19 protein-coding genes are annotated in these 25284 nt (G+C 57.9%); 7 read left to right on the forward strand and 12 right to left on the reverse strand.

The genetic code is table 11. The features are described 5' to 3' along the window. The first annotated feature begins 419 nt into the window (after window positions 1-419). Genes ACR0FE_RS00410 through ACR0FE_RS00420 form a run of 3 tightly spaced genes read left to right on the forward strand, consistent with a single transcriptional unit; the run spans window position 420 to window position 3532 of the window. Window positions 420-1436, forward strand: coding sequence for a C4-dicarboxylate TRAP transporter substrate-binding protein (locus tag ACR0FE_RS00410; RefSeq protein WP_480910199.1), 1017 nt, complete (start codon window positions 420-422; stop codon window positions 1434-1436). A 59-nt stretch (window positions 1437-1495) separates the two neighbouring features. Then, window positions 1496-2125, forward strand: coding sequence for a TRAP transporter small permease (locus tag ACR0FE_RS00415; RefSeq protein ID WP_170616227.1), 630 nt, complete (start codon window positions 1496-1498; stop codon window positions 2123-2125). 3 nt (window positions 2126-2128) lie between these two features. Continuing rightward, window positions 2129-3532: a TRAP transporter large permease gene (locus ACR0FE_RS00420; RefSeq protein WP_480910201.1), complete on the forward strand. Its 1404-nt coding sequence runs from the start codon at window positions 2129-2131 to the stop codon at window positions 3530-3532. 254 nt (window positions 3533-3786) lie between these two features. Here ACR0FE_RS00420 and ACR0FE_RS00425 read toward each other — a convergent pair whose 3' ends face one another. The 3 genes from ACR0FE_RS00425 to rocF are packed head-to-tail and all read right to left on the reverse strand — an operon-like array spanning window position 3787 to window position 6680. Further along, window positions 3787-4833 carry an ornithine cyclodeaminase gene (locus ACR0FE_RS00425; RefSeq protein ID WP_480911368.1) on the reverse strand — a complete coding sequence of 349 codons (1047 nt, stop codon included), beginning with the start codon at window positions 4831-4833 and terminating at the stop codon, window positions 3787-3789. Window positions 4834-4839: 6 nt separating this feature from the next. Beyond that, window positions 4840-5760 carry a citrulline utilization hydrolase CtlX gene (gene ctlX, locus ACR0FE_RS00430; RefSeq protein WP_170616232.1) on the reverse strand — a complete coding sequence of 307 codons (921 nt, stop codon included), beginning with the start codon at window positions 5758-5760 and terminating at the stop codon, window positions 4840-4842. Further along, window positions 5760-6680 carry an arginase gene (gene rocF / locus ACR0FE_RS00435; protein ID WP_170616235.1) on the reverse strand — a complete coding sequence of 307 codons (921 nt, stop codon included), beginning with the start codon at window positions 6678-6680 and terminating at the stop codon, window positions 5760-5762. The genes ctlX and rocF overlap by 1 nt, the downstream gene beginning before the upstream one ends. A gap of 86 nt (window positions 6681-6766) precedes the next feature. Here rocF and ACR0FE_RS00440 point away from each other — a divergent pair, with 86 nt between their 5' ends. After that, window positions 6767-7195 (forward strand): Lrp/AsnC family transcriptional regulator, encoded by a 429-nt coding sequence (locus tag ACR0FE_RS00440; RefSeq protein ID WP_170616238.1) that lies wholly within the window; start codon window positions 6767-6769, stop codon window positions 7193-7195. Window positions 7196-7328: 133 nt separating this feature from the next. Next, the gene (gene mprF, locus ACR0FE_RS00445) at window positions 7329-9938 is read left to right on the forward strand and encodes a bifunctional lysylphosphatidylglycerol flippase/synthetase MprF (RefSeq protein ID WP_480910204.1); all 2610 of its coding nucleotides are present in this window, start codon (window positions 7329-7331) and stop codon (window positions 9936-9938) included. 3 nt (window positions 9939-9941) lie between these two features. On the opposite strand, the gene ACR0FE_RS00450 is transcribed toward mprF, so the two are convergent. The 4 genes from ACR0FE_RS00450 to ACR0FE_RS00465 form a co-directional block, all read right to left on the reverse strand. Beyond that, window positions 9942-11504, reverse strand: a complete 1563-nt coding sequence (locus tag ACR0FE_RS00450) for an efflux transporter outer membrane subunit (protein ID WP_480910206.1) — start codon at window positions 11502-11504, stop codon at window positions 9942-9944. 11 nt (window positions 11505-11515) lie between these two features. Next, the gene (locus tag ACR0FE_RS00455) at window positions 11516-12661 is read right to left on the reverse strand and encodes an HlyD family secretion protein (RefSeq protein ID WP_170616245.1); all 1146 of its coding nucleotides are present in this window, start codon (window positions 12659-12661) and stop codon (window positions 11516-11518) included. Window positions 12662-12682: 21 nt separating this feature from the next. Next, the gene (locus ACR0FE_RS00460; RefSeq protein WP_170616246.1) at window positions 12683-13045 is read right to left on the reverse strand and encodes a DUF3302 domain-containing protein; all 363 of its coding nucleotides are present in this window, start codon (window positions 13043-13045) and stop codon (window positions 12683-12685) included. Window positions 13046-13255: 210 nt separating this feature from the next. Further along, entirely contained in the window at window positions 13256-14017 is a 762-nt protein-coding gene (locus tag ACR0FE_RS00465; protein WP_321253395.1) for a DeoR/GlpR family DNA-binding transcription regulator, read from the reverse strand. A gap of 190 nt (window positions 14018-14207) precedes the next feature. Here ACR0FE_RS00465 and glpD point away from each other — a divergent pair, with 190 nt between their 5' ends. Then, entirely contained in the window at window positions 14208-15779 is a 1572-nt protein-coding gene (glpD, locus tag ACR0FE_RS00470; protein WP_480910208.1) for a glycerol-3-phosphate dehydrogenase, read from the forward strand. A gap of 72 nt (window positions 15780-15851) precedes the next feature. Here glpD and ACR0FE_RS00475 read toward each other — a convergent pair whose 3' ends face one another. The 3 genes from ACR0FE_RS00475 to metG form a co-directional block, all read right to left on the reverse strand. Then, a complete protein-coding gene (locus ACR0FE_RS00475) occupies window positions 15852-18989 on the reverse strand; it encodes an efflux RND transporter permease subunit (protein ID WP_480910210.1) in 3138 nt (1045 codons plus the stop codon). 3 nt (window positions 18990-18992) lie between these two features. Beyond that, window positions 18993-20171: an efflux RND transporter periplasmic adaptor subunit gene (locus tag ACR0FE_RS00480; protein WP_170616254.1), complete on the reverse strand. Its 1179-nt coding sequence runs from the start codon at window positions 20169-20171 to the stop codon at window positions 18993-18995. Window positions 20172-20408: 237 nt separating this feature from the next. Continuing rightward, a complete protein-coding gene (gene metG, locus ACR0FE_RS00485; protein WP_480910212.1) occupies window positions 20409-22127 on the reverse strand; it encodes a methionine--tRNA ligase in 1719 nt (572 codons plus the stop codon). Between the two features lie 176 nt (window positions 22128-22303). On the opposite strand from metG, the gene ACR0FE_RS00490 reads away from it, so the two are divergent. Further along, entirely contained in the window at window positions 22304-23239 is a 936-nt protein-coding gene (locus tag ACR0FE_RS00490) for a hypothetical protein (protein WP_480910214.1), read from the forward strand. A gap of 118 nt (window positions 23240-23357) precedes the next feature. Here the strand turns inward: ACR0FE_RS00490 and ACR0FE_RS00495 are convergent, their stop codons facing one another. Together ACR0FE_RS00495 and ACR0FE_RS00500 are read right to left on the reverse strand one after the other, a co-directional pair. Next, window positions 23358-24581, reverse strand: a complete 1224-nt coding sequence (locus tag ACR0FE_RS00495) for an MFS transporter (protein WP_480910216.1) — start codon at window positions 24579-24581, stop codon at window positions 23358-23360. Window positions 24582-24659: 78 nt separating this feature from the next. Next, window positions 24660-25256, reverse strand: a complete 597-nt coding sequence (locus tag ACR0FE_RS00500; RefSeq protein ID WP_480910218.1) for a YceI family protein — start codon at window positions 25254-25256, stop codon at window positions 24660-24662. Between the last annotated feature and the right edge of the window lie 28 nt (window positions 25257-25284).

Below are 25284 nucleotides of genomic sequence, written 5' to 3' on the forward strand. Positions count from 1 at the left end.
TCCTCCCTCTAGGACTGGATATTTATGAACCGATTTTGCCCGTCAAACAGGCAATGTCGACCCGTTTCCTCCCGATTGCGAATATACGGGGTTCTGAAAACAAATAAATAAATTGCCGTAGTTCCACGATTTGTTTGTAAACAAATTTCGTTATCTGGTTAAAAAGTGTAAAAAAATACGAAAAGTATAAAAAAAATGTAAAAATAACAATGCCTACCGTGTAACTGTTTTCGAATTGAAGTTTTCCGGAATTTCCCGGATGCCTTTTGGATTCCCAATTCTTCTTTCGATTGTACCGGCAGGTCGCGCCCTGAAGGCGGCAACTCATCAGCGTCTGCGGGGTTGGCACATCCGGATGTTGGCGCTAGCTTTATGTCCAAGCGCTCTGACCAAGGGGCGCATCACAGGGAGAGATCACTATGAACAGGATGTTAAGCGCCGCCGCCGTCGCGGCCACTGGCGTGGCCTTTGCAGGCGAAGCCGTTGCGACCGAATGGAACGCCTCGGTCTGGGGCAAGCGCCGCGCATTTACAGAGCATGTTGAAAAGCTGTCCGAACTGGTTGCCGAAAAGACCGGCGGCGAGTTCACAATCAACGTCAGCTATGGCGGTTTGTCAAAACCCAGGGAAAACCTGGACGGGATCGAGATCGGCGCATTTGAAATGGCGCAGTTCTGTGCGGGCTACCATCGGGACAAGAACCGGGCGATCACCGTTCTCGAACTTCCGTTTCTGGGCGTGAACAATCTGGACGAGGAAGTAGCGGTCAGCCACGCGGTTTATGACCACCCGGCCGTCAAAGAAGAAATGGCGCAGTGGAACGCCCGGATCATCATGACGTCGCCCATGCCGCAGTATAACCTTGTCGGCACGGGCGAACCGCGCGACACTCTTGCCGCTTTTGATGGTATGCGCGTGCGCGCGACCGGTGGGTTGGGCAAAGCGTTTGAAGCCGTAGGGGGCGTGCCAACATCAGTGCCCGCCACCGAAGCGTTCAACGCGATGGAATCCGGCGTTGTCGATACTGTGGCATTTGCCCAGCACGCCCACCTGTCCTTCGGCACCATCAACGAAGCCGACTGGTGGACGGCCAACCTGAACCCTGGCACCGTAAACTGCCCGGTCGTGGTGAACATCGACGCCTATGAGGCGCTTCCGGCAGAACATCGCGAAGCACTGGACAGTTCGATTGACGAGGCGATCGATCATTATCTGGCCAATTACGGGGCCCTGCTAGAAAAGTGGGACGGTGTTCTTGAGGAAAAAGGCGTTCAGAAAGTTATGATTGACGATGCCGTCCTTCAGGAGTTCCGCGCCAAGGCGGCCGATCCGATCCGCGAACAGTGGATTGCCGACATGACCGACCAGGGTCTGCCTGCGCAGGACCTGTACGATCTTGTTCAGTCGACACTGCAGCAGCAACGCGGCGGAAACTGATGTTATGAACCGGATGCCATCGGGCGTCCGGTTCTCTTCAACGACAAGGAAAAAGCAGGATGGCGGGACAGGCCACCGTGCTGGAGGATGGCAGTCGTCTCAGCCGTCTGGACCAGCATCTTCTTCGGGCAGAAAGACTGCTGGCCCTGATCAGCGGTCTGGCGGTTTTCTCACTGATGGTTCTTGCCGTTGTATCGGTGAGCGGCCGGAATGCGCTTAACGCACCATTGCCGGGCTATGTCGACTGGATTGAACAGGCGATGCCGCTGATCGCATTCCTGGGCGTTTCCTACGTGCAGCGAGATGGCGGGCATATTCGCATGGACATCGTCATCGCGCGTCTTCGCGGCCGGGCGCTTTGGTTCTTCGAGACGATTTCCGTCGTCTTGATCCTTGTCTTGATGATGGCCCTTGTCTGGGGCAGCTGGTCCCATTTCGAGCGGTCGTTTGATTTTGCCGCGCCGATGTGGAGCAGGGACAGTTCCATCGATATTGGTATCCCTCTGTGGCCGGCCAAACTGTTGGCTCCGGTGGCGTTCTCCGTTCTGTGCCTGCGTCTTGTTCTGCAGATCTGGGGCTATGGGCGCGCGTTTGTTCTGGGGCTGGATCACCCGGTCGCTGTGCCTCTTATCCAGGACGCGGCCGCGCAGGCCGCCGCCGAGGCCGATCAGTTCGAAGGACAAGGCTGACTCATGGACACGATTGATATCGGATTCTGGGTCACAGGCGGCCTGTTGTTTTTTGTGGTCACAGGAATGCGCGTCGCCTTTGCGGCGGGGCTGGCAGGGCTTGTGGGGCTGGTTTGGATTTTCTGGGCCAAATTCGGATATGACCCCGACCGCTTTGGCAAGGCGCTGACGGTGGCAGTGAAAACGGCCGGACAGGTGCCGCATTCCAAGGTGGCCTCACACACGCTCAGCCTGATCCCGACATTCATACTCATCGGCTATCTGGCCTACTATGCCGGGCTGACCCGCGCCTTGTTCGAGGCGGCAAAACGCTGGATTGCCTGGGTTCCGGGTGGTTTGGCAGTGTCGACCGTGTTTGCCACCGCAGGCTTTGCCGCCGTTTCGGGCGCGTCTGTCGCCACGTCTGCCGTATTCGCCCGGGTCGCAATCCCCGAGATGCTGGAGGTCGGGTACAACAAGCGATTTGCAGCAGGCGTTGTCGCCGCCGGCGGGACATTGGCTTCCTTGATCCCACCGTCCGCCATCCTTGTAATCTATGCGATCATCGTCGAGCAGGATGTTGGCAAGCTTTTGCTGGCCGGGTTTATTCCCGGCGCGTTCTCGGCGGTCATCTATGGGGGTTTGATCGTCGGCATCGCCGTTGTGTTCAAATCAGTCGGCCCGCCGGTAACTGGCTTTACCTGGAAGCAGCGTTTCGCATCGCTGCCAGGGGCAATGCCAATCGTCGCGGTGATCCTGATCATTATCTGTTTTGTCTACAACCCATTTGGCGAAAAAGCCTGGGGCACGCCGACTGAGGGTGGGGCAATCGGAGCCTTTATCGTGTTCTGCTTTGCCCTTTATCACGGCATGCGCTGGGGTGAATTGAAGTCGGCGCTGCTGGAAACCGCCAAGCTGACGGCGATGATTTTTTCGATCATCTGGGGCGTTCTGATCTACGTCCGTTTTCTGGGTTTCGCCGATCTACCCGGAGCGTTCTCCGACTGGATCACGTCGCTTGAAATGTCGCCCATGCTGATCCTGATCTGCATCCTGTTGGCCTATGCCGTGCTTGGAATGTTCATGGACGCGATCGGCATGCTGTTGTTGACATTGCCTGTTGTATACCCTGCGGTAATGGCACTGAACGGCGGCGAAGCTGTCAGCGCTGCCGAGAGTGCTTTTGGAATGTCCGGCCCGATGTGTGCGATCTGGTTTGGAATTCTGGTGGTCAAAATGGCCGAGTTTTGCCTGATCACGCCGCCAATCGGGCTGAATTGCTTTGTTGTGGCGGGGGTGCGTCCTGATCTCAGTGTTCAGGATGTCTTCAAAGGCGTGACACCGTTTTTTGTGGCCGACGCCGTAACCATCGCTCTGCTTGTGGCCTTTCCGGGTATCGTACTCTATCTGCCGTCCCTGGCTGGTTGACCTGGGTTTTTGCGAGGCTCTGCCTCGCGCTCCGGGATATTTTTGGCCAGATGAAGTAACGGATCTTTAATCAAATTGTCGGATACGGGATTGGCGGTACAGGCAGGGATGCCGATGACCGCGCCAGGTGAAGCTCTCCGGACCAATGGTCGGAGAGCGGATCCCTTGTTCATCTGGCCAAAAATATCCCGGGGGAGTCGCCCGAAGGGCGGCGGGGGCAGAGCCCCCTTGACCATTGAAATTCCCAGCTGGTTTCAGGTTTCGGCGCGCATCAACATGCCATAGAGGTCACGTGGATCGTCGGGGTCTGCCAGCATGTCCAGAGGCTCGAAGAAGTCTGTCCCTTCGATGGCGCGTTTGATGTAACGAAGGGCGGAAAAATCCTCGATCGCAAAACCGACACTGTCGAAAAGTGTAATCGCCCGTTCATCCGTGCGCCCCTTGGCCTGGCCTGTCATCACCTGCCAGATTTCAGTCACGGGGTGGTCTGAGTCCAGGGCCTGAATTTCGCCTTCGACCCGCGTTTGTTCGGGGTATTCAACAAATATCTCCGAACGCAGCAGGATGTCCTTGTGCAACTCGGTCTTGCCCGGGCAATCACCGCCGATTGCGTTTATGTGAACGCCGGGACCGACCATGTTGTCCGTCAGAATCGTGGCGTATTTCTTGTCGGCTGTGCACGTCGTGATGATCTGAGCGCCTTCGATGGCGTCTTCCGCCGTTTTGCAGGAAACAACAGTCAGACCCTTGCCTTGCAGGTTTGCCGCGCATTTGGCCGTTGCATTCGTGTCGGTGTCATACAGCCGTACAGTGTCGATGCCGCACATTGCCTTAAACGCCAGGCACTGGAACTCGGATTGAGCGCCATTGCCGATCATGGCCATCGTCGTTGCGGATTTCGGTGCCAGATAGCTGCCGACCAAGGCAGAGGTTGCTGCTGTTCTCAGGGCCGTCAGCATGGTCATTTCAGTCAAGAGGGTGGGATAGCCCGTGTAAACATCCGCCAGCAACCCGAACGCGGTCACGGTCTGCAGACCCTCGGACGTGTTTTTTGGATGCCCGTTCACATACTTGAAACCGTATGCCTCACCATCCGAAGTTGGCATCAATTCAATCACGCCATGGGGGGAATGGGCGGGGATTCGGGGCGTTTTGTCGAAGCTTTCCCATCGCTTGAAGTCAGATTCGATCTGCGCGGCAATCTGCGTGATCATCTTTTCAAGGCCGATATGATGGACGAGGCGCATCATGTTGTCGACAGAAACAAAGGGCACAAGCGCCTTGTCAGAAGGTTGCATCAGGATCTCCTATCGGCGGGACAGGTGAATGCCTGCGATCATGCAGCGCACGGATCCACCCGCTGTTTCAATTGTGGGAACCGAAAGCGGCAGTGGTTTTGCACTGGCTTCGATTATGGAAATCTGTTCGGGCGTCAGCGCTTCCAGCGCCCGGCTGGACAAAGCCAGGACCAGACCGTCTTGGCCAGCCAGCTCAATGGCGTTGCCCGCGAATTCCGCGATCTGATCGTGGGTCAGGTCGATGACTGCACGACCGGTTTCCTCCAGCCTGGCTTTGACTGTCGCGCGTCGCTCGGGGTCGGTGATCATGTCCAGGCAGATCAGTGCGTATTCGGTGCCGATACCCATCAGAACGTTGGTGTGATAGACATCGCGCCCCAGGGCATCTTTCGCTTCGAAAACAATAGGCTCATAGTTGAAGTGAGTACAGAACCGTTCCAGCAGAACGGGGTCGGCGCGGTTTGATTTTACCGTGTAAGCCACCCGACCAATGTGATCCAGGACCATCGCGCCGGTGCCTTCCAGCGCCAGCTTGTCCTGTTCCAGTCCGGAATAGTCGATCACGTCCTGAACCCGGTATTCCTGTTTCAGCATCTCGATGACGTCGGAACGACGTTCGCGCCGCCTGGAAGGAACGTACATCGGATAGATCGCGACATGCCCACCGGGATGGGTCGAAAACCAGTTGTTCGGGAACACACTGTCGGGTGTGTCCAGTTCTCCGTGATCGTCAAAGACGTGAACCCTGACACCTGCGGCCCGCAGTTGCGCGACTGCCTGATCATGTTCATCGCGCGCCGTAGATGAGGTTGCGGTCGCCGAACGGCTGGCAAGTGTCTGGAACGCATTGTCCCCGTGCGTTTCCGGGTTCGAGGCAAATGCATGCGGCCGGATCATCACGACGGCCGAAGGGGCTTGCAGCGACTGCATCAGAAACTCCGGGTGGGGCGGTCGAATATGCGGCGACCGAGTAACGAGGCGGCCAGATCGACCATCAGTTTTGCGGTTCGGCCGCGTTCATCCAGAAACGGGTTCAACTCTACCAGATCCAGCGAGCGTACGAGGCCGCTTTCATGCAGTAGTTCCATCACCAGATGCGCTTCCCGTTCGGTCGCGCCGCCGGGAACGGTGGTGCCCACGGCAGGTGCGATGGCGGGGTCAAGAAAGTCGACGTCCAGCGAGACGTGCAGGATACCGTTTTCTGCGCGGACGCGGTCCAGAAAGGCCATCAGCGGTGCTTTGATGCCATTTTCGTCAATGCTGCGCATATCGGCCAGCATGGCGCGGTCCTGTTCCAGCGCGGCCCGTTCCGCGGGATCGACCGAGCGCAGGCCGATCATGCCGACGCGGTTGGTGGGCACAGGTGCCGTGAGCGGCGGAAAAGCGTCAAACCCGTGGCGACCGGTGAAATAGGCGACCGGGGTGCCGTGCAAATTGCCGCTGCCGGTGCTGTCGGGCGTGTGAAAGTCGCTATGCGCATCCAGCCACAGAACAAAGAGGGGCCGTCCGATGCTGTGCGCGTGGGTTGCCATTCCTGCGACCGTACCCATCGACAGCGCGTGATCACCCCCCATGAAGATGGGCAAACCTTGGCGGGCGCTTTCTTGCGCCGCACGGCTCAGCGCCTGGGTCCAACCGACACATTCGGGCAAGGCGAACAGGTGAGGATGCTCGGCGGATTGGACGTCGTCAGGGCGGACATCACCGAGGTCCGATACGCTGTGGCCCAGATCCATCAGGGCCTTCTGCAAACCCGCGACGCGATAGGCATCAGGACCCATGCGGCATCCCTGCCGACGTTTTCCGGCGTCCATTGGGGCGCCGACAAGTATTATGTTTTCATTAGCCATGTGTTTGTCTAACCTTTCAACACGGCATCCCGGAAGATAGCAAAGTGCTCAAAAAGAAACCCGGATAAACATACTGGTAAGCGACGATGGACGATTTGGATAGCAGGCTGCTGAACGCATTGCACCGGGATGCGCGCGCCTCGCTGTCGGAGCTGGCGCAGATTCTGGGCGTGACGCGAACAACCGTCCGCAGTCGACTGCATCGTTTGAAACAGTCCGGAGAGATCGTCGGCTTTACCGTTCTGACGCGGCGCGATGTTGCGCAAAGCCCGGTTCGAGGACTAATGATGTTGGAAATCGAAGGCCGGGGAACCGAGCGGACCATGGCAAGGATCGCCGCCATGCGGCAGGTAAGAGCGGTTCATACGACCAATGGCAGCTGGGACCTGATTGCTGAGATCGGGGCCGAAACGCTGGCGGAACTGGACGAGGTTCTGTTTCAGATCCGGCGGATGGAAGGGATCACGCGGTCCGAAACCAACCTGCTGCTTTCAACGCGGAAGGGGCGCGTCTGACAGGGTGGAGGACTTGCTGCCTGTAGCGCTTTGAATGGTAAGGAAATTGTGCCAAACTCCGCCTGGGCGGTCGGGCAGGCTTTAGCGGCTTTAGTTCCGTATACGCGATTGGTTTGAAGCAGGGAATGTCGTGATGACCGTACAGGAAACAAGTGACGATTCCCGGGTTTTGCGGATGGCCGAGAAGGCTGCGGCCATGCTGGAAAGACCCTGGGTTCGTATCGCGGTTCCGATCCTTATCACGATCATTGCGTTGACCGTCCTGCACGAGTTGTCTTCGCATGTGAAATGGTCCGACGTTCAGACCGATATTGCGGGTACGTCCTGGAAGCTCATGTTTTTCGCGCTGTGCTGGACCGCATTCAGTTTTCTGTCGCTGTCCTTTTACGATGTGTTTGCGGTTAAAAGCTTGGCGGAAGACAAGGTTCCGCTGCCGGTCGCCGGAATGGCCGGGGCCAGTGGCTATGCTGTGTCAAACTGTCTTGGGTTTTCCTACATCACGGGAACCGCGATCCGGTATCGGATCTATGCGTCGCTTGGGCTGGATCTGGCCCGTGTGGCCGGGGTTATCGCGACCTCGTGGGTGGCCTTCTGGATGGGTATGGTCCTGATCCTTGGCATCTTGCTGACGTTGCATCCGGACGGGATATCTCAGGTTCTTCCGATCAGTGAAACGACCGAAACCGTAATCGGCCTGTGCCTGCTGGCCGGGTTGGCGGCTCTGTTTGTCTGGCTTGCCAGCGGCGGGCGCCGTCTGGCGTATGGTGGGTTTGGCTTCAACCTGCCCGGAGGAAAGCTGGCCAGCCTTTTGACGCTGGCGGCAGTAGGGGATCTTTTTGGCGCATCAATGACACTGTATGTTTTGATGCCGAACGATCTGGGCGTCGGGTTTCCCTATTTCTTTGCCATCTACGTGGCGGCAATTGCCGTCGGTATCCTCAGCCACGCACCCGGCGGGATCGGTGTGTTCGAGGCTACACTGATCGCGGGTCTCGGCGCCTCTGGCCGATCGGATGTGATCGCAGCCTTGTTGCTGTATCGCGTGGTTTACACGTTTCTGCCCTTCGTCATCGCCAGCCTGTCCATTGCAGTGGCCTATGCGCTGACACAGCGCGACAGGATTGGCGGAGCAGCCAGCTGGGTCTATCGCGCTTTTCGCCCGATTGTTCCAATGGTTGCAGCTGGCGTTTCTGCAGTGGCGGGCGTTGTATTACTGGTGTCCGGCGCGCTGCCGTCCAATTCCCAAAGCCTTGGCGCGTTACGCGAGGTATTGCCGCTTTCGTTCGTCGAAGCCTCGCATCTGGCGGGCAGTGTGGTTGGGGTTCTGCTGATCCTCGTATCACGCGGCTTGTTCCGTAAGCTCTATCGCGCCTGGGTCGTCGCGATGGTTCTGATGGTGGCCGGGTTCATCGCTTCGCTCACCCGCGGCCTGGATATCCATGAAGCGCTGAGTATGGTGGTGACCATTGCCGTTCTTGCCGTGTTTCGCGGCGCGTTTTATCGGGTCAGCGGCGCGTCGGTCTTCCGTCTGAATATTCCATGGCTGGTCAGTGTGCTGGCACTGATGGCGGTGATTTTTTGGATCGGTTTGTTCGCGTATTCGCACGTTGAATATCAAAACGCCCTGTGGTGGGAGTTCGCCTGGAACGGCGATGCCTCGCGTTTTCTCAGGTCCAGTCTGGTGGTTGCGGTTATCCTTGGGGTGGTGGCTGTAAATTCCCTGTTCGGGCGCGAGATCCCGGTTCCGGTGCGAACCGAAATACCGGAGGCGGTGGAACGGCTAGCGTTGCAAAGCGAAGACACCGAAGCCCAGATTTCACTGACGGGCGACAAGCAGTTCCTGATCTCGCCGGATGAAACCGCGTTTCTTGCCTATGCCGACACCGGAAACGCGCTGATCACCAAGGGCGAGCCTGTGGGCGATGAGACCGCGGGTCAGCAGCTGATCTGGCAACTGCGCGAACGGGCGGACCGCGAAGGCAAGCTGTGTGCTTTCTACAGTGTTTCGACCAAATACCTGCCAACCTTTCTGGATCTGGGGCTTTCGATCCTGAAAATTGGCGAGGTCGCTCGGGTTCCCCTGCAAGGGTTTTCGCTGGACGGCAAATCGCGCAAACGGTTTCGGCAGGCCAAGAACAGGGCCATACGTGATGGCTATGTGTTCGAGATCATTCCGAAGAAGGACCTGAAACCGGTCTTGCCGGAATTGCGTGAAATCTCGGATCACTGGCTGGCCGGTAAGGCAGGCGAAGAGAAGGGCTTTGCCTTGGGAGGTTTCGACGACGAGTATCTTTCGTATTTCGATCACGCCGTTCTGCGCAATGCCAAGACGGGCAGGATCGTGGCCTTCGCCAATCTGTTTCAGGGCGGGAACAAGTCTGAACTGTCGTTGGACCTGATGCGTTACGAGCCTGACAGCGCCAGTTTCGTCATGGATGCTTTGTTCGCCGAGATGATGGTGTGGGGGTCCGAGCAGGGGTTCCACTGGTTTTCGCTCGGAGCTGCGCCGTTCTCAGGGATCGAAAACCGGCAACTGGCTTCGCTCTGGAACCGGATCGGAGGATTCGTCTACGAGCATGGCGAGCAGTTCTATCACTTCGAAGGCCTGCGCGCGTTCAAACAGAAATTCGACCCCGAGTGGAGCCCGAACTATCTGGCCAGCCCCGGCGGTCTGGCGGCGCCACGCATCCTCTACGAGGTGAATATCCTGATCTCGGGCGGGTTGCGGGGGCTGACAAAATAGAACCTAGTTCAGGCTGACACCGGTCGGGGTCTTTTTCAGCAGATCACCCCAGTCGGTGCGGTATGCCATTTCGGCCAGAACGGTACCGGGCAAGAACTCCTGATTCTGCCGGATCTGCCATCCACCGCCCAAACCTTTGTAAATGGCGACCAGATTGCTGGATACTTGTTGACGTGCGCTGATCAGGTTGGCTTGCGACCGCAACAGGGCGGTTTGCGTGTTTAAAATCCGCGAATAGCTGGCGATGCCATCACGGTATTGGCTGATTGCAATCTCGGCGGCCCGGCGCGAGGCCGTAACACTGTTCTGATAGAATTCGACCTGCTTGCGGGCCTGCGCATAGGCGACCATGGCGCTTTCAACTTCGGAATAGGCAATCAGGACCGTGTTCTGATAGTTGGCGATCAGGGCCTGATAGGCGGCGTCCTGCGCCCGCACGTTGTTCTTGATCCGACCATAATTGAGTACGTTCCAGACAACACCCGCGCTGGCCAGCCCGGTGGTGCTGTTGGCGTTAAACAGGTCGCGCCCGCCCGATGCCTGCAGGCCGATTGAACCCGAAAGGATGAACTGCGGATAAAGATCGGCCATCGCAATCCCGACCTGCGCGGACTGCGCTGCCGCAGCCAGTTCAGCGGCCCGAACATCCGGGCGACGGCGCAACAGTTCCGCAGGTACACCGACCGCGACATTGGACCTTGCCGAGGGGATACGGCCAGAACTTCCAAGCAGGCTGGTCAAGCGCGATGGCGGTTGCCCCAGCAAGACGGCCAACGCATTCTTGGCTTGCTGCAAGTCGCTTTGCAGTTCAGGAACCAGCGCTTTTGTGTTGTTCAGCAAGGCGGTGGATTCCTGCACATCCAACTCGGTCGTGACGCCGTTGTTGAACCGCAGCTGCGTCAGATCCGCAGATTCCTGCTGAAGTCGGATATTCTCCTGTGCAACGACCAGGGATTCCTGCAATGCGCGGATATTGACGTAGAGGGCGGCAACGTCACCTGTCAGCGTCACAAGGGCATCGTCATAGTTGGCAACCTGCAGCGCCAGATTGGACCGTGCAGCCTGAACGCCGCGCCGCTGCGCGCCCCAGACATCCAGTTCCCATTGCGCGTCGAACCCGACCTGCGAAGTCGAGAACTCCGTGTCCAGCGGGATGATGCGGTTGATATCGGACACTGGATTGAGGTTGTCGCTGATCTGCCGCCTTTCAAGCGAGGCACCGACTGCCTGCGATTGCGGATAAAGCTCACCAAACGCGATGCCTAACTGCGCCCGCGCCTGCAGCACACGCGCCCCGGCCACCTGCAAGGTCAGGTTTTGCGCGTAGGCCTCGGCGATCAGTCTGTTCAGGGTGGGGTCGTTGAACGTTTCCCACCATTTTACCACGGGCGCGCTGCGCGAGGTCAGTCCGCTTTGCCCCGTGTTGGGATTGTTCACTTCGATCCATTGTTTGACGACCGGAGAGTTCGGGCGCACAAAGTCCGGGCCAACCGGAGTGCAGGCTGCAAAGGTCACGACACAAAGCGCGCTGCCCATCAATCTGCGGAAGGTTCTGGCCCGTATCATGATGCGCGTCCTCAAATATCCAGCGGTCGGATGAAGTTGGCGAAGGAATAAAGGCGGATGTTGATGCGCCTGAGAAACTCGAAGCTCTTGCCCTGACCGGTATAAATCGCCACTGCCGCGTGACCGCCCGCAGGGAAGGTGTGCCCCTCAGGGATATCGACCGAAATCTGCACGGCGATCCGTCCGGGTAATTTGGGCAGCTCAAAGCCGGGCAGGCGGCCTGAAGGCAGGTATTGACCTTGCCGGGTGGCCCACCAGATCGCCTCGACCTTGCCGGTCAGGATTTCGCCGGGATACAGGTCCAGCGCCACCTCAACCGGCTGACCGGGTTCGACGAATTTCAGGTTCTGTTGACGGTAGGTGGCCAGGACATAGGGATTGTCCTTTGTTACAAAGCTTGCGATTGCACCCAGACGGATATCCCCGACAACCAGGCCAGGTCGGGCCTGCTGGGAAACGATCATGCCGTCTTCGGGCGCATAGATCGTCGTGTTATCAAGGAAGTACTTGGCTTCGTCCAACTGTGACTGGGCCTGCAGGATACCGGTATTGACGCCATCAATCTGCGAGGCTTGCGCCAGTTTTGCTTTTTCAAGATTGGCTTCGGCTTCGTGCACCTGGGCCTGATCCTCAGTGACCTGTTCGTTCCATCGGTCAAGCTCATCCTGACGGGCGCCGCCTGCAGGAACAAGATTCTCGTATCGGGCCTGTTGCGTCTTCGCATAGGCCAACTGCGCATTTGCACGCTCAATTGCCTCGGACGCGGCTATGACATCCTGTTCAAGAATCTTCGCATTCTGCTCAGCGGCAACAAGCTGGGCTGTCGCGTTGTCCACCGCAAGCGAGAACACCGTATCGTCAAAACGATAAAGCGGGTCGCCCTTTTTGACCTCGGTGTTGGGTTCAACCAGAACCTCGGTCAAAACCGTTGGTTGCGTCAAACGGGGAACAATCTGGATAGTTGACCTGACAACATGACTGTCGATCGAGAATGGCTGAAAAAACCGCAAGGCGACCAGAAAGATCAGCAGCAAATGTGCGCCAACCCAGAACGAGACGATGCCCCAGACGATATTGAATTTCAGCCATTGCGCCTTGAAGAAAATGAACCAGACGAAAATGATGTAAAACAGCGTGATGCCAAGGGCGACGAACATGTGTTTTGACTTCCTTTGGCCTTAGCTTTTCTGCGCGTCGTCTGTATCAAGCGCGTCGCGGTATTCCGGTTTTACGACGCCGCCCAACCGTTTGATTTCATTCCGGATAGCATCTTTTTCTTCATCTGGTCCGCGGCGAAAATCAACGGTTACACCGTCGTGGAAAGCCCAGATAAAAGCGTGAACCCAGGGCACGATGGCCAAAAAACCCATCCAGCCCATGATCTTGACGGCTTCGGCATGAGGGTGATTGCGCTTGATCGCGATGCGACCGGGCAAACCCATGATGAACAGGAACAAGCCCATGACCGCCGCAAGCAGCAATATCAGCGCGACAAATGTCAGGTAGTCATAAAATTCCAGTGGCTGACCCAGTAACCCCATGCTCGTGCCTCCATTTTGGGAAGGTACCCCATCCTCAGGCGTAGGTGCCCGGTACGTCAATCGAATTGTCTCTGCCCGGCGGGATCAGGCCCAAATCAAGTGACCCTAAAGGCAAGAACAACCGTAAATTGTCCCGATACTGGCAGGCGATTGGATATGTGGCAAGCAATGGGGCAATGAACCAGGCAGAAATGTAATCCGTACCGCAGGTTAAAGGCAGAGCTTCACCTGAGTATCCCATTCCTCACATTTAGCTTTCAGATCATGTGGCAAAGCGTGGTCCGTGAAGAACATCCCGATATCGGCCAGCGATGCGATTCGCGCCGGGGCGGTGCGTTGAAACTTGGACTGATCCGCCACAAGAAACGTCTGCCGTGCCTGTGCGATGATCGTCTGGCTGACCTGAACTTCCTGAAAGTCGAAATCCAGAAGATCGCCATCGGCATCCAGTGCCGAACATCCGATGATCGCGTAATCGACCTTGAACTGCCGGATGGTCGAGGCCGTCAAATCTCCGATCAGGCCGCCGTCAGAGCGGCGCAGGACCCCACCCGCCACCACGACCCGGCATTCGGGGTTTTCAACCAGAATGTTGGCAACATTCATGTTGTTGGTAACGACCATCAGGTTCTTGTGGTCCAGCAGATGCCGGGCGACGGCTTCGGTCGAGGTTCCGATGTTCATGAACACCGACGCCCCGTCGGGAATGCTGGCTGCGCATATTTCGCCAATACGGGACTTGGCCTCTTCATTCAGGCCCCGGCGGTCTTCGTAACCGATATTTGAAACGCCCGAGTGCAAAACGGCGCCGCCGTGGACCCGGTCGAGTTTCCCCATGTCGGCCAGTTCCGCCAGATCCCTGCGAATGGTCTGCACCGTCACGCTGAACTGTTCCGCCAGCCCTTCGACAGTCACTCGCCCTTGTTGGCGAGCGATTTCCAGTATGTCGGACTGACGGAAGGAAAGAGACATGCAAACTCCTGTGTTCTAAGGTGTATTCGTTTTTGTTCTTTTTTTTCGATTTTTTCAAGAGGAATGGATTTTTAAGTCAATTCGCGACGTAAATTTCGTAAAAGCGAAAGGAAACGAAAATTATAATTGACGAAGCGAAGGCGGTTACGGTTAATGCGCATAGTTTTTCCAGACAGAGAATCGACCAGCTATGGAAGCGCAGGAAAACCCGATCACCGACCTTTTCATCATCGGCGGGGGGATCAACGGATGTGGAATCGCCCGGGACGCCGCCGGGCGGGGTCTTTCGGTTAGCCTGGCTGAAATGAACGATCTGGCCTCGGCCACGTCGTCGGCATCGACAAAGCTGTTTCACGGGGGTTTGCGGTATCTCGAATACTTCGAGTTTCGCCTTGTCCGAGAGGCCTTGATCGAACGCGAGACCCTGCTGCGGGCCATGCCGCATATCAGTTGGCCAATGCGCTTTGTGCTGCCCTATCACAAGGACATGCGATTTGACGCGGAAACGCCGACTTCGCGACTGCTCAGCACAGTGATGCCATGGATGCGGGGCAGGCGTCCGGCCTGGCTGATCCGGTTGGGTCTATTTCTCTATGACCATCTCGGCGGGCGCAAAATCCTGCCGGGCACATCGTCGCTGAACCTGCGATCGGTGCCGGAAGGCAGGCCTTTGCAGGGTAAATTCGAAACCGCCTACGAGTACTCCGACTGCTGGATCGAGGATTCGCGCCTAGTCGTCCTGAACGCCCGCGATGCGCAGGCACGCGGGGCCGAGATCATGGTTCGCACCGAAGTCATGTCTGCAGATCGCGTTGACGGGCTGTGGCATGTAACGGTTCGAGACCGGGATAGCGGAACCCAACGTGTCATTTGTGCAAAGATGCTGATCAATGCCGGCGGCCCCTGGGTCGGCGACATTATTCAGACCAGGATCCGCATGAATTCGCGCGATGGCGTGCGGTTGGTTCGCGGCAGCCATATCGTGACGCGCAGGCTGTACGATCACGACAAATGCTATTTCTTTCAGGGCGAAGACGGCCGGATCATTTTCGCAATTCCTTATGAGCAGGATTTCACCTTGATCGGAACCACCGATCAGGATCATCCTGATCCGTCCCAGCTGCCGGTCTGCACCGAGGGCGAGCAGGACTATCTGTGTGCGTTCGCCTCGAAGTACTTTGATCAACCCGTATCGCGCGAGGATGTCGTATGGACCTATTCCGGCGTACGCCCGCTTTATGATGACGGGGCCAGCAGCGCTACGGCCGCGACGCGGGATTATACGCTCAAGGTCGATGCACAGGGCGGTGCGCCTGTTCTGAATGTCTTCGGCGGAAAAATCACGACCTATCGCCGGCTGGCCGAAAGCGCGATGGAAAAGGTTGCCGAACATTTCCCGGCTCTGTCCGGGCCGTGGACCGCTGGTGTCGCGTTGCCGGGGGGTGATTTTCCGGTCGACGGGATAGAGGATCTGGTTCAGGGTTTGCGATCGGATTACGGTTTTCTGGACGAAAAATGGGCGCGCCGTCTGATCCGGGCCTATGGAACCGAAGCGCGGCTGATGCTGGGCAAGGCCCAAAACGCAGAAGATCTGGGGGAGGGGTTTGGAGCTTCGTTGACGGCTCGTGAACTGGCGTGGCTGATGGACCGGGAATTCGCGCGTAATGCCGAGGATGCAATCTGGCGGCGGAGCAAATTGGGTCTGCGCCTGAGCAGTGAACAGATCGCGCGCATTCAGCAGTGGATGGATGAGCGAAAATGATCAGGCGTAGCCGTATCCGCCTGATGGGCAGAAAAAAGCCCCGCGGAAAACGCAGGGCTTCTTTGTTCTGTTTTATGCAGTCTCTTTCGGTGGAGCCGGATCATTCCGGGTGCCCTTGACCCATTCCCGCAGGCTTTGCATCAGAGCGTACAGGACAGGCACAAGAATGACGCCGACCAGCGTTGCCGCCAGCATTCCGCCAAATACAGCCACTCCGATGGCCTTCTGGCTGGCCGCGCCCGCGCCATTGGCTGCAAGCAATGGCACAACACCCAGCAGGAACGAAAGTGCGGTCATCATAACCGCGCGGAAACGCTGGAATGCGGCCTCGGCCGCCGCGTCTCGGATCGACAGGCCATTGGCGCGCTGCTCCATCGCGAATTCGACAATCAGAATGCCGTTCTTCGAGGCAAGCCCCACAAGCATGATCATCCCGATCTGCGTGTAAAGATTGATGTCACTTCCCACGATGGCCACTGCAGCGACGGCGCCGAACAGGGCGACGATAACAGACAGCAGGATCGAGACAGGCAAAGTCCAGCTTTCATATTGTCCGACAAGGAACAGGTAGCCGAACAGAATCGCCAGTCCCAGGATCACTATAACCAGACTGCCCGATGCCAATTGCTGCTGCGCGGTCCCTGTCCATTCGAATGCGTAGCCGGGGGGCAGGGCATTTGCCGATTCCTCGGTCATCACAGTGATCGCGTCGCCGCTGGACAGCCCCGGTGCGGGGACTGCTGTCACGGTCGCGGATCGGAACAGGTTGTGACGTTTCAGCAGGACCGGCCCCAGCACGTTCTCGACGTCGATCAAAGTGCCGAGTGGCACCATCTCACCCTTGGTGGACCGCACATACAGGTTGGAGATGTCTTCGACATTGTCGCGATAGGTGCCGTCCGCCTGTATCATCACGCGATAGACCCGGCCAAACAGGTTGAAGTCGTTGACATAGTACGACCCCAACTGCGCCTGCATGGTCTGAAAGATCTCGGCCACGGACACTTGCAGCGTCTTTGCCTTCTCGCGGTCCAGATCGACAAACAGCTGCGGGACATTCGCGCGGAAAGTGGTATAGGCCTGACCGATTTCCGGGCGCTGATTGGCTGCGTACACGAACGATCCTACCGCCGAGGCCAGATCCTGGGGCGTACCCCCACCGGTCTGCTGAACCTCCATCTCGACACCGGCGGACATGCCAAGACCCTGAATGGGCGGTGGGTTGAACGCCACGATCGATGCAGCGGATTCGCCGTTTGCGATTGCCAGAACTTTGGCAAGGATGGCGTTTGCGCTCAGCTCGTCCTCTTGCCGATCATCCCAATTGTCGAGGTTTACGAAGATCGCAGCGCCGTTGGTGATCGTTCCGTTCAGAAGAGAAAACCCGTTGACCAGAACCGTGCTTGCGACACCGGGGATTTCCTGAATCTGCGCATCCACACGGCGCGTGACGGCTTCGGTCCGTTCCAATGTGGCGGCGTCCGGCAATTGAACGTCGACAAACAGATAGCCGTTGTCCTCGAGCGGGATAAAGCCGCTGGACGTGTTCGACATGATCGTGCCGGTACCCATGGCAAGGGCAACGATGACACCCAGCGCGATAACCGGCAGGATCAGAAGTTTGCGCACAATGGCGACATACCCGCCGCGTACCGTGCCAATGAACTTCTCAAACACGGCAAGCAGGCCTTTGGGCGGACCTGAGCGTTCTTTCAGCACAAGGCCGCACAAAGCAGGCGAAAGCGTCAGCGCGTTGATCGACGAAATCACCACCGCGGTCGAGATCGTGACAGCAAACTGGGAATACAATCGTCCCGAGATACCAGGCATGAAGGTCACGGGCACAAAGACGGCCAGCAGAACCAGAGTGGTCGCGATGACCGGCCCGGTGATCTGACCCATCGCCTTGCGGGTTGCCTCGGCCGGGGGCAGGCCCTCGTCCGCGATGATCCGTTCGACGTTTTCAACGACAACGATGGCGTCGTCCACAACGATCCCGATGGCCAACACCAATGCAAACAGAGAGATCGTGTTCAGCGACATCCCGAAAAGCAGCAGAAAGGCGAATGTCCCGATCAGTGACACAGGAATCGCCACAGCCGGAATAATCGTTGCGCGCCAACTGCCAAGGAAGACGAACACGACCGAGATCACGAGAATGAAGGTCAGGATCAGGGTCGAGACCACATCGTTCAGCGACTGCTGGACAAAATCGGTGGTGTTGAACGGCACCTGATATTCGACATCTGTCGGGAAGGCGCGAGACAAACGTTCGAGTTCCGCCTGCACACGCTCGGACACGGCCAGCGCGTTTGCTCCGGGTGCCTGATAAATGCCAAGCACGGTGGCCGGTACAGATTGGAAATACCCCGAAGCCGAGTAGAACTGGGCGCCAAGTTCAACCCGCGCGATATCCCGGACCCGAACGATCGAGCCCGCATCACCGGTCCGAATGACAATTTCACCGAATTCGGCAGCCGATGTCAGGCGTCCCTTAGTCTTGATCGTGTACTGGAATGTTTGTCCTTCCGGCACGGGCGGCGACCCGATTGAACCTGCCGAAACTTCGATATTCTGTTCGCGGATGGCGTTGATCACATCGCCGGGCGTAATGGACAGCGCGGCCATCTTGTCGGGATCCATCCAGATCCGCATGGCGTATTCCAGATTGGTCAGAACATCCGCCTTACCTACACCCTGCACACGCGCCAGCGCGTCCTTCAGGTTAATTGAGGCATAGTTCGACAGGAAGACGCTGTCATAAGTGCCATTGGGCGATGTCAGCGTTACAAGCAGCAACATGTTTGTCGATGCTTTCTGTGTAACCACGCCGGATGCAGTCACTTCGGTCGGCAATGACGACATGGCCTGCGCCACGCGGTTTTGCACGTTGACCGAAGCGATGTCAGGGTCGGTGCCCACTTCAAACGTAATGTTCAGCGAATACGATCCGTTATCGGATGAGGTTGACGTCATGTAGATCATGTCGTCCACACCGTTGACCTGCGCCTCGATCGGGGCGGCCACGGTGTTTTCCACGGTTTCAGCGTTCGCGCCTGTATAGGTCGTCGTGACGCTGACGACAGGTGGCGTGATGTCAGGGAACTGGGCGACCGGCAGGACAAGGTAGCCGATGCCGCCCATGATCGTCAGAACAAGCGAGATGACAAGCGCCAGCTTGGGCCGGCTGATGAACAGGGCTGAGAACATCCGTTATTCTCCCGGCTGCTCGGATGCGACAACCGCATCCACCGCGACACCCGGGCGAACCCTTTGCAGCCCTTCGACGATGACGCTTTCTCCCTCGCGCAGCCCGTCAAGCACGATGATCGCGGTGCCGAATGTATCGCCGGTGGTGATATAGCGTTGTTCGACCATCTGTTTGTCGTTGACGACCAGAACGAATTCGCCGCGCTGATCGCGTTGCAGTGCAGCCTGCGGGACCAGAACCCGCAAGGTCGGCTCCAATGCCTCGATATGGACATTCAGGAATGCACCGTCGAGGATCAGGCGGCTTTCGTTGTCGAACTGGGCGCGGACGGTGATGGCACCGGTCAGCGGGTCAATGCGGTTGTCGACAAATACGATCTCGCCGGTTTCGTCCAGCTCTGTGCCATTGGGCAGCGTCACCCTGACCACCGGGCTTTTGTTGCTTTCGGCCAGGGATGAGGCGTTTTCATCGACGGCCTGCAGAACCGTGGTGAACTGTTTTTCGTTCAGCGAGAAATTGACATAGATCGGCGCTTCGCTGACCAGATTGACAAGCGGCGGATTGGTCGGGCCGACGACGTCGCCGACACTGGTGGATACCCGTCCGATCCGGCCCGTGAAAGGCGCGTGAATTTCAGTGTAGCTCAGGTCCAGTTCTGCCTGTTGAATGGCGGCATTGGCCGCTTTCACCTCGGCCTCGGCGACCAGTTCGTTGGCGCGGGCAATATCGCGTTCCGATTCCGGCGTCGCGTCGCGCTTGTACAATTCTTCCTTACGGGCCAGATCGACCTTGGCCAGTTCCAGATTGGCCTCGGCGCGATCCAGATCGGCTTTGCGAGCCTCCAGAGTGGCCTGATACAGGTCGGGTTCAATAGTGAACAGCAGGTCGCCCTGGGTCACGGAGGCTCCGTCCTCGACATTCTGGCTATCTAGGAACCCGCTGACCCGGGCGACAATATCGACCTTGTCGATGGCTTCGGCGCGCCCGATGAACACGGCCTCGTCAGTGATTTCCTCGGAATAGGCGGCCGCGATGGAAACCTTGGGCGGCGGCGCGTCGCTTTGTTCCTGTGCCAGTGCAGGTTGGACCATGCCCAGACAGGCCAGAACGGCAAAATACTTGCCAAGTGTCCTGACTGCTCCGCTGCTACGGAAAATCGGGTGCTTTGCTGCAAGGGACATGGAAAGAGCCTCGTTCAATCTATGGATTAGGCGCCGCGATGGCATGTGTGCCTTTTTGAGTCGGCGGAATTACGTGGCAGGATGGCCGCTTTAAGACAATATCTCAAGTGTCTTGAATGTGTTCCCTTCCACTATGCATGCAGAGATTTCTCCGCCGATTGGTACATTTAGGTCGGTGCCCAAACAAAAACGGGGGCTCAAGCGGCCCCCGTTTTGGTATTTCAAATGAATGTTTGGTCAGGTGCGCGTTCCGGCAAACCGCGTTTGCCAGTCTTCGCGTTGTTCGTCGGTGATCTTGGCGAACAAAACCTCGGGCACTGTGAACGCGTGACCGGCGGGCAGGGCGTTGAGCGCGTCGGCGATATCGTCGGGCCAGCCGGTGTCCAGCGTATTCATCGCGCTCAGCATCCGGGCTGAGGTGTCGGGGATGAACGGCGCGCTTAGAACTGCATAAAGCCGGATCAGGTTCAGGCCCAGCCGAACCTGTGCGGCAGCCTGTTCAGGGTCTTCCTTGAAGGTCGACCAAGGGGCGGCGGCTTGCAGATATTCATTGCCCGCAACCCAGATGGCCCGCAGTTCTTGCGCGGATTTGCGGACATCCATCGCCTCCATGTGACCTTCATAAGCGCGAACACGTTTGGTGAGCTCCTCAATCAGCGCTTGTTCCCGGTCGCCGAAGGCACTGCCTTCCGGCACGGCCTCGCCGAATTTCGAGCGGCAGAACTTGGTAATACGGCTGACGAAGTTGCCCAGCACGTCGGCCAGGTCCTTGTTCGCTGATTGCTGGAAGTTTTCCCAGGTGAACTCACTGTCGCTGCTTTCGGGCGCATGGCTCAGCAACCACCAGCGCCAGTAATCGGCAGGCAGGATCTCCAGCGCCTGATCCATGAACACACCACGACCTTGGCTGGTTGAGAACTGGCCACCATCGTAGTTCAGGTAGTTGAAGGATTTCAGATGGTCCACCATCTTCCAAGGCTCGCCCGATCCCAGAATGGTCGCCGGGAAGGACAGTGTGTGGAAGGGCACGTTGTCTTTGCCCATGAACTGAACGTAACGCACGTCATCGGCACCCTTGTCGGTACGCCACCAGCGTTCCCAATCGGCGTCGGTCCTGCCGTTCGCATCCGCCCATTCCTTGGCGCAGGCGATGTATTCAATCGGCGCGTCGAACCAGACATAGAAGACCTTGCCTTCCATCCCCGGCCAGTCCTGTTCGCCTTTCTTGACCGGAACGCCCCATTCCAGATCGCGGGTGATACCCCGATCTTGCAGGCCGTCGCCGTCATGCAGCCACTTTTTGGCAATCGATGTGGTCAGGATCGGCCAGTCTGTCTTGCTGTCGATCCATGCATCCAACTGGTCTTTCATCGCTGATTGACGCAGATACAGGTGTTTGGTTTCGCGCACTTCCAGATCGGTCGAGCCGGAAATGGCCGAGCGTGGCTCGATCAGGTCGGTCGGGTCCAACTGCTTGGTGCAGTTCTCGCACTGGTCACCGCGCGCGCGCTCGTAGCCACAGTTGGGGCAGGTGCCCTCGATGTAGCGGTCGGGCAGGAACCGTTTGTCGGCGTTGGAATAGACCTGTTTCTCGCTGACTTCGCGGATCAGCCCGGCGTCATCCAGTTTGCCTGCAAAATGCTGCGTCAATTTCTTGTTCTGCTCGCTGGAGGAGCGTCCGAAGTGATCGAAGCTCAGGCCAAACCGCTTGGCGATATCGGCCTGAATGCCGTACATCTCGGCGCAATATTCCGCGACCGGTTTTCCTGCCTTGGCGGCAGCCAGTTCGGCCGGTGTCCCGTGTTCATCGGTGGCGCAAAGGAACATGACCTCATTCCCCCGGCCACGCTGGTAGCGTGCGTAAAGATCAGCAGGCAATTGCGAGCCGATCAAATTGCCGAGGTGTTTGATCCCGTTGATGTAAGGGATCGCCGAGGTGATGAGAATCCGAGCCATTTTCCGTTTCCGCGTATCTGTCTGCGCGCCCGTCTACAGTATGAATCTCGCCAGCAAAAGACCGGTTACACCGATAGACGCCCGAAAAGACGCGTAAGTGCAGAAGCAATGTGGCCTTCGCGCGGTGGTCTCGGACCATGTATGATGGTCGCGCAAATTGTTAACGGGGGTTTGAAATGAAGCTATTCGGGGTTCATCGCCTGATACAGGTGTCCGCCATTCTGTGTCTGACAGCATTCGCCACGCCGAGCGTTCAGGCTGACCAAAGCAAAGCCATGGATGCGATTGAAAGCTTTGACAAGGCGATGCTGTCGGTTTTTCGCCGTGGCCAGGATGCACTAACGTCTCAGACCCGACCGGTCATGGTGATCGCGCGGGATGTTACGATCCTGTCCGAGAATGGTCAGGTGTCCTTTCCCAGGGGCGCGCCAAGCTATCTAATATTCAAGTCCACATCCCACGTTCTTTTAGGGATCATCGGTGCCGTCACCCCCTGGCCCGAGGAAAATGACGCTGATGGAAGGTGGAAAAAGGACTTTGCAGCCATTGCGCAAGAAATCGACACGTTGTTGCCGTCGTTGGAGGGCCTTGACCTGCCTGAAAACGAGATTGCCCGACAACGACAGATGCTTGAGGCCGCGCGCACCTTCACCAGCGGGGCGGTGAAGCGCGGTACCCTCACGCGGCAGGACGTAGCAAACGCTATCAACGAGATGCGTCCGGTTTGGGCGGCCAACATGCGCCAAGCGGCTCGGGCCGAGCTGTCCACGTTGCACAAGGCCGTGTCAGATGCGCGTTCCGCTATCAGTAAAGAAGACTGGGACAAAATGTATGTCGTTCATCACGGCGGGTCCAATGTTACGGGGACCAATGTCGTGGAACTGTATCTGGAGCGCGTGATGCCGCAGAAAGTTGCGGCGGGCCAGGTCATGTTTGCGGAAAACGCGCATGGCAACGAGGCGATGGCTGATTTCGTCGGCTATGAGAGAATGCAACGTCACGTGGGGGCCTGGGCTTTCGGAGATCCGGGGCGAATGGAAGTTGATCTGCTGGGATATGAGGCAGGTTCAATTCTGGATGAAATGATCCCGTCTTCTCCGCCTTCGGACTAGCGTCCGGGGCTTAGTTTCTTACACAACTGCTTGAACAACCAACTATGCCGCGGCACGTCGTGAAAAGGCGCAGGCCGAACACTGTCGAACCCGGGCCGGGGCTTTCCCGGCCCTTGTTTTATCGACCTTCACGCGACCGTTTCAGCAGACGGCCGACCGTGAACGAGGTGCGGGGGGCATAGACATAGTTGGTCCGTTCTTCCGGCGTTGGCCGCGATCTCATCCGAGCCAGGCCAAACCCGATCAGGAACACATGGCCCAGCGCGACAAAGGCAAACAACGCTCCGGGACCGAATTCCTGGATCAGTGTAGACGAGACATAGGGCGAGGCGATTGCGCCAAGGGCGTACCAGAACATCAGAGCCGCAGATAGTTCGACCCGCTGTTCGGTTGTGGCAAAATCGTTGGCGTGTGCGGATGACACCGAAAAGATCGGGAATGTCGTGAAGCCGAACAGTCCTGCAGCCAGCATGACACCTACTGTGCCTGTGTCACTTGCCGCCATCGTCACCCCACAGCTGAGCACCGCCGCGAAGGACAACCAGATCAGCACCCATCGTCTGTCATATTTGTCTGCAAGCCATCCCATCGGGTATTGCGCCAACGCCCCGCCCAGCACGAACGAAGCCAGAAAGAACGCGATCTGATCCACGCCCAGACCCACTTCTTGCCCGTATACCGGGCCGACCATCCTGAACGATGCAGAACTCAGCGCGGCGACGATCACGCCCGCCACCGCCAACGGAGAGCTGCTCCAGGCGAGTTTTGGTCGTAGTCGCGGCGCGTCGGGTGTTTGGGGCTGGCTGGCCCGGGTCAACGTCAGCGGCAGCAACGCGGCGCAGCACAGGATGGCCAGCAAGTTGTACGAGACATAAGAGGCAGGCGGCAGGACCGCGATGATCAGCTGAGCGCTTAGGGACGCCCCCATATCCACGATACGATAGGTGCCCATGGCGCGCCCGCGTGTCTCGTTCGTGACCTTGGCGTTCAACCATGCCTCGATCACCGTATAGCTTCCCGCAACGCATGTGCCCGAGGCTACGCGCAACGCGGCCCAGATATATGGATTTTCAGTCAGTGTGTGTCCGATCAGCCCCATGGCCCCCAGCGCGGTGCACACGGCAAAAGCGCGGGAATGGCCGACGTTGCCCATCAGACGCGGAGCCCACCAGCATCCCACGAAAAAACCCAGGAAATGGGCCGAACCCAGCATACCGATCTGTTCGGTGGTAAAGTTGAGCGTCAGACCGGAAATTGCGTCCAGTGGTCCCACGCCGCCTGTCGACAGTTGTAGCAAAATGACAGAAAGAAACAGGGCCGCAAAGGAAATGAGTGTACGCATGATGTTCTCAACTTGACTGTCCGGGCCGGGATTTCACGCACGTTATCGACCTTGCGGAGTCGTTTTTGTCAAATCCCTTCAGTCTTTACGTTTGATTTCGGCACGAATGTCCAGCCCCACTGTGTCCTGCACCAGATCGGCGTAGCCCGACGCGCCAAAATCGTGCCGGTTCAGGGCGCCGCGCAGGCGGATCGACAATTCGTTCAGGTCTTGGGTCGCAGTGCCGCGCTGACGGTACAGCGCGGCCTGCAAGGTGATCGGACGTGTGATGCCGCGCAGGGTCAGATCGCCGGTAATTTGCGCGCCGTCAGAGATGCGGCCACTCAGGCCAAGTTGAATGCGGGTCGATCTGAAACGGATGGTCGGATAGGTGCTGGCGTCCAGCACACTCGCGCTCAGCATCGGTCCTTTTGCAATGGGCATTCGGGTTCGCGCCTTGGCAACATCCATGAGGACATCGACCTTGCTGTTGGCAAGGTCTGACAGGTCAAGGGCAATGCTGGCCGACCGGATCGGCATGGTGCCGGATTGCGGGATTCCAGCCAGGTCGAATGTAAAGCTGACTTTGGTTCCGTCTGGAACAAGTTCATAGGGTCGAAGGGCCGCCTGCGCGGGGTGCGCCAGCGCCGTTGCGGCCAGACCGGCCAAGACGTCGCGTCGTGTCAGGCGCGCCATGCGGTGCCGTGTTTGCATTGGAAATTGA

It is taken from the genome of Ruegeria sp. K7, assembly GCF_056531785.1.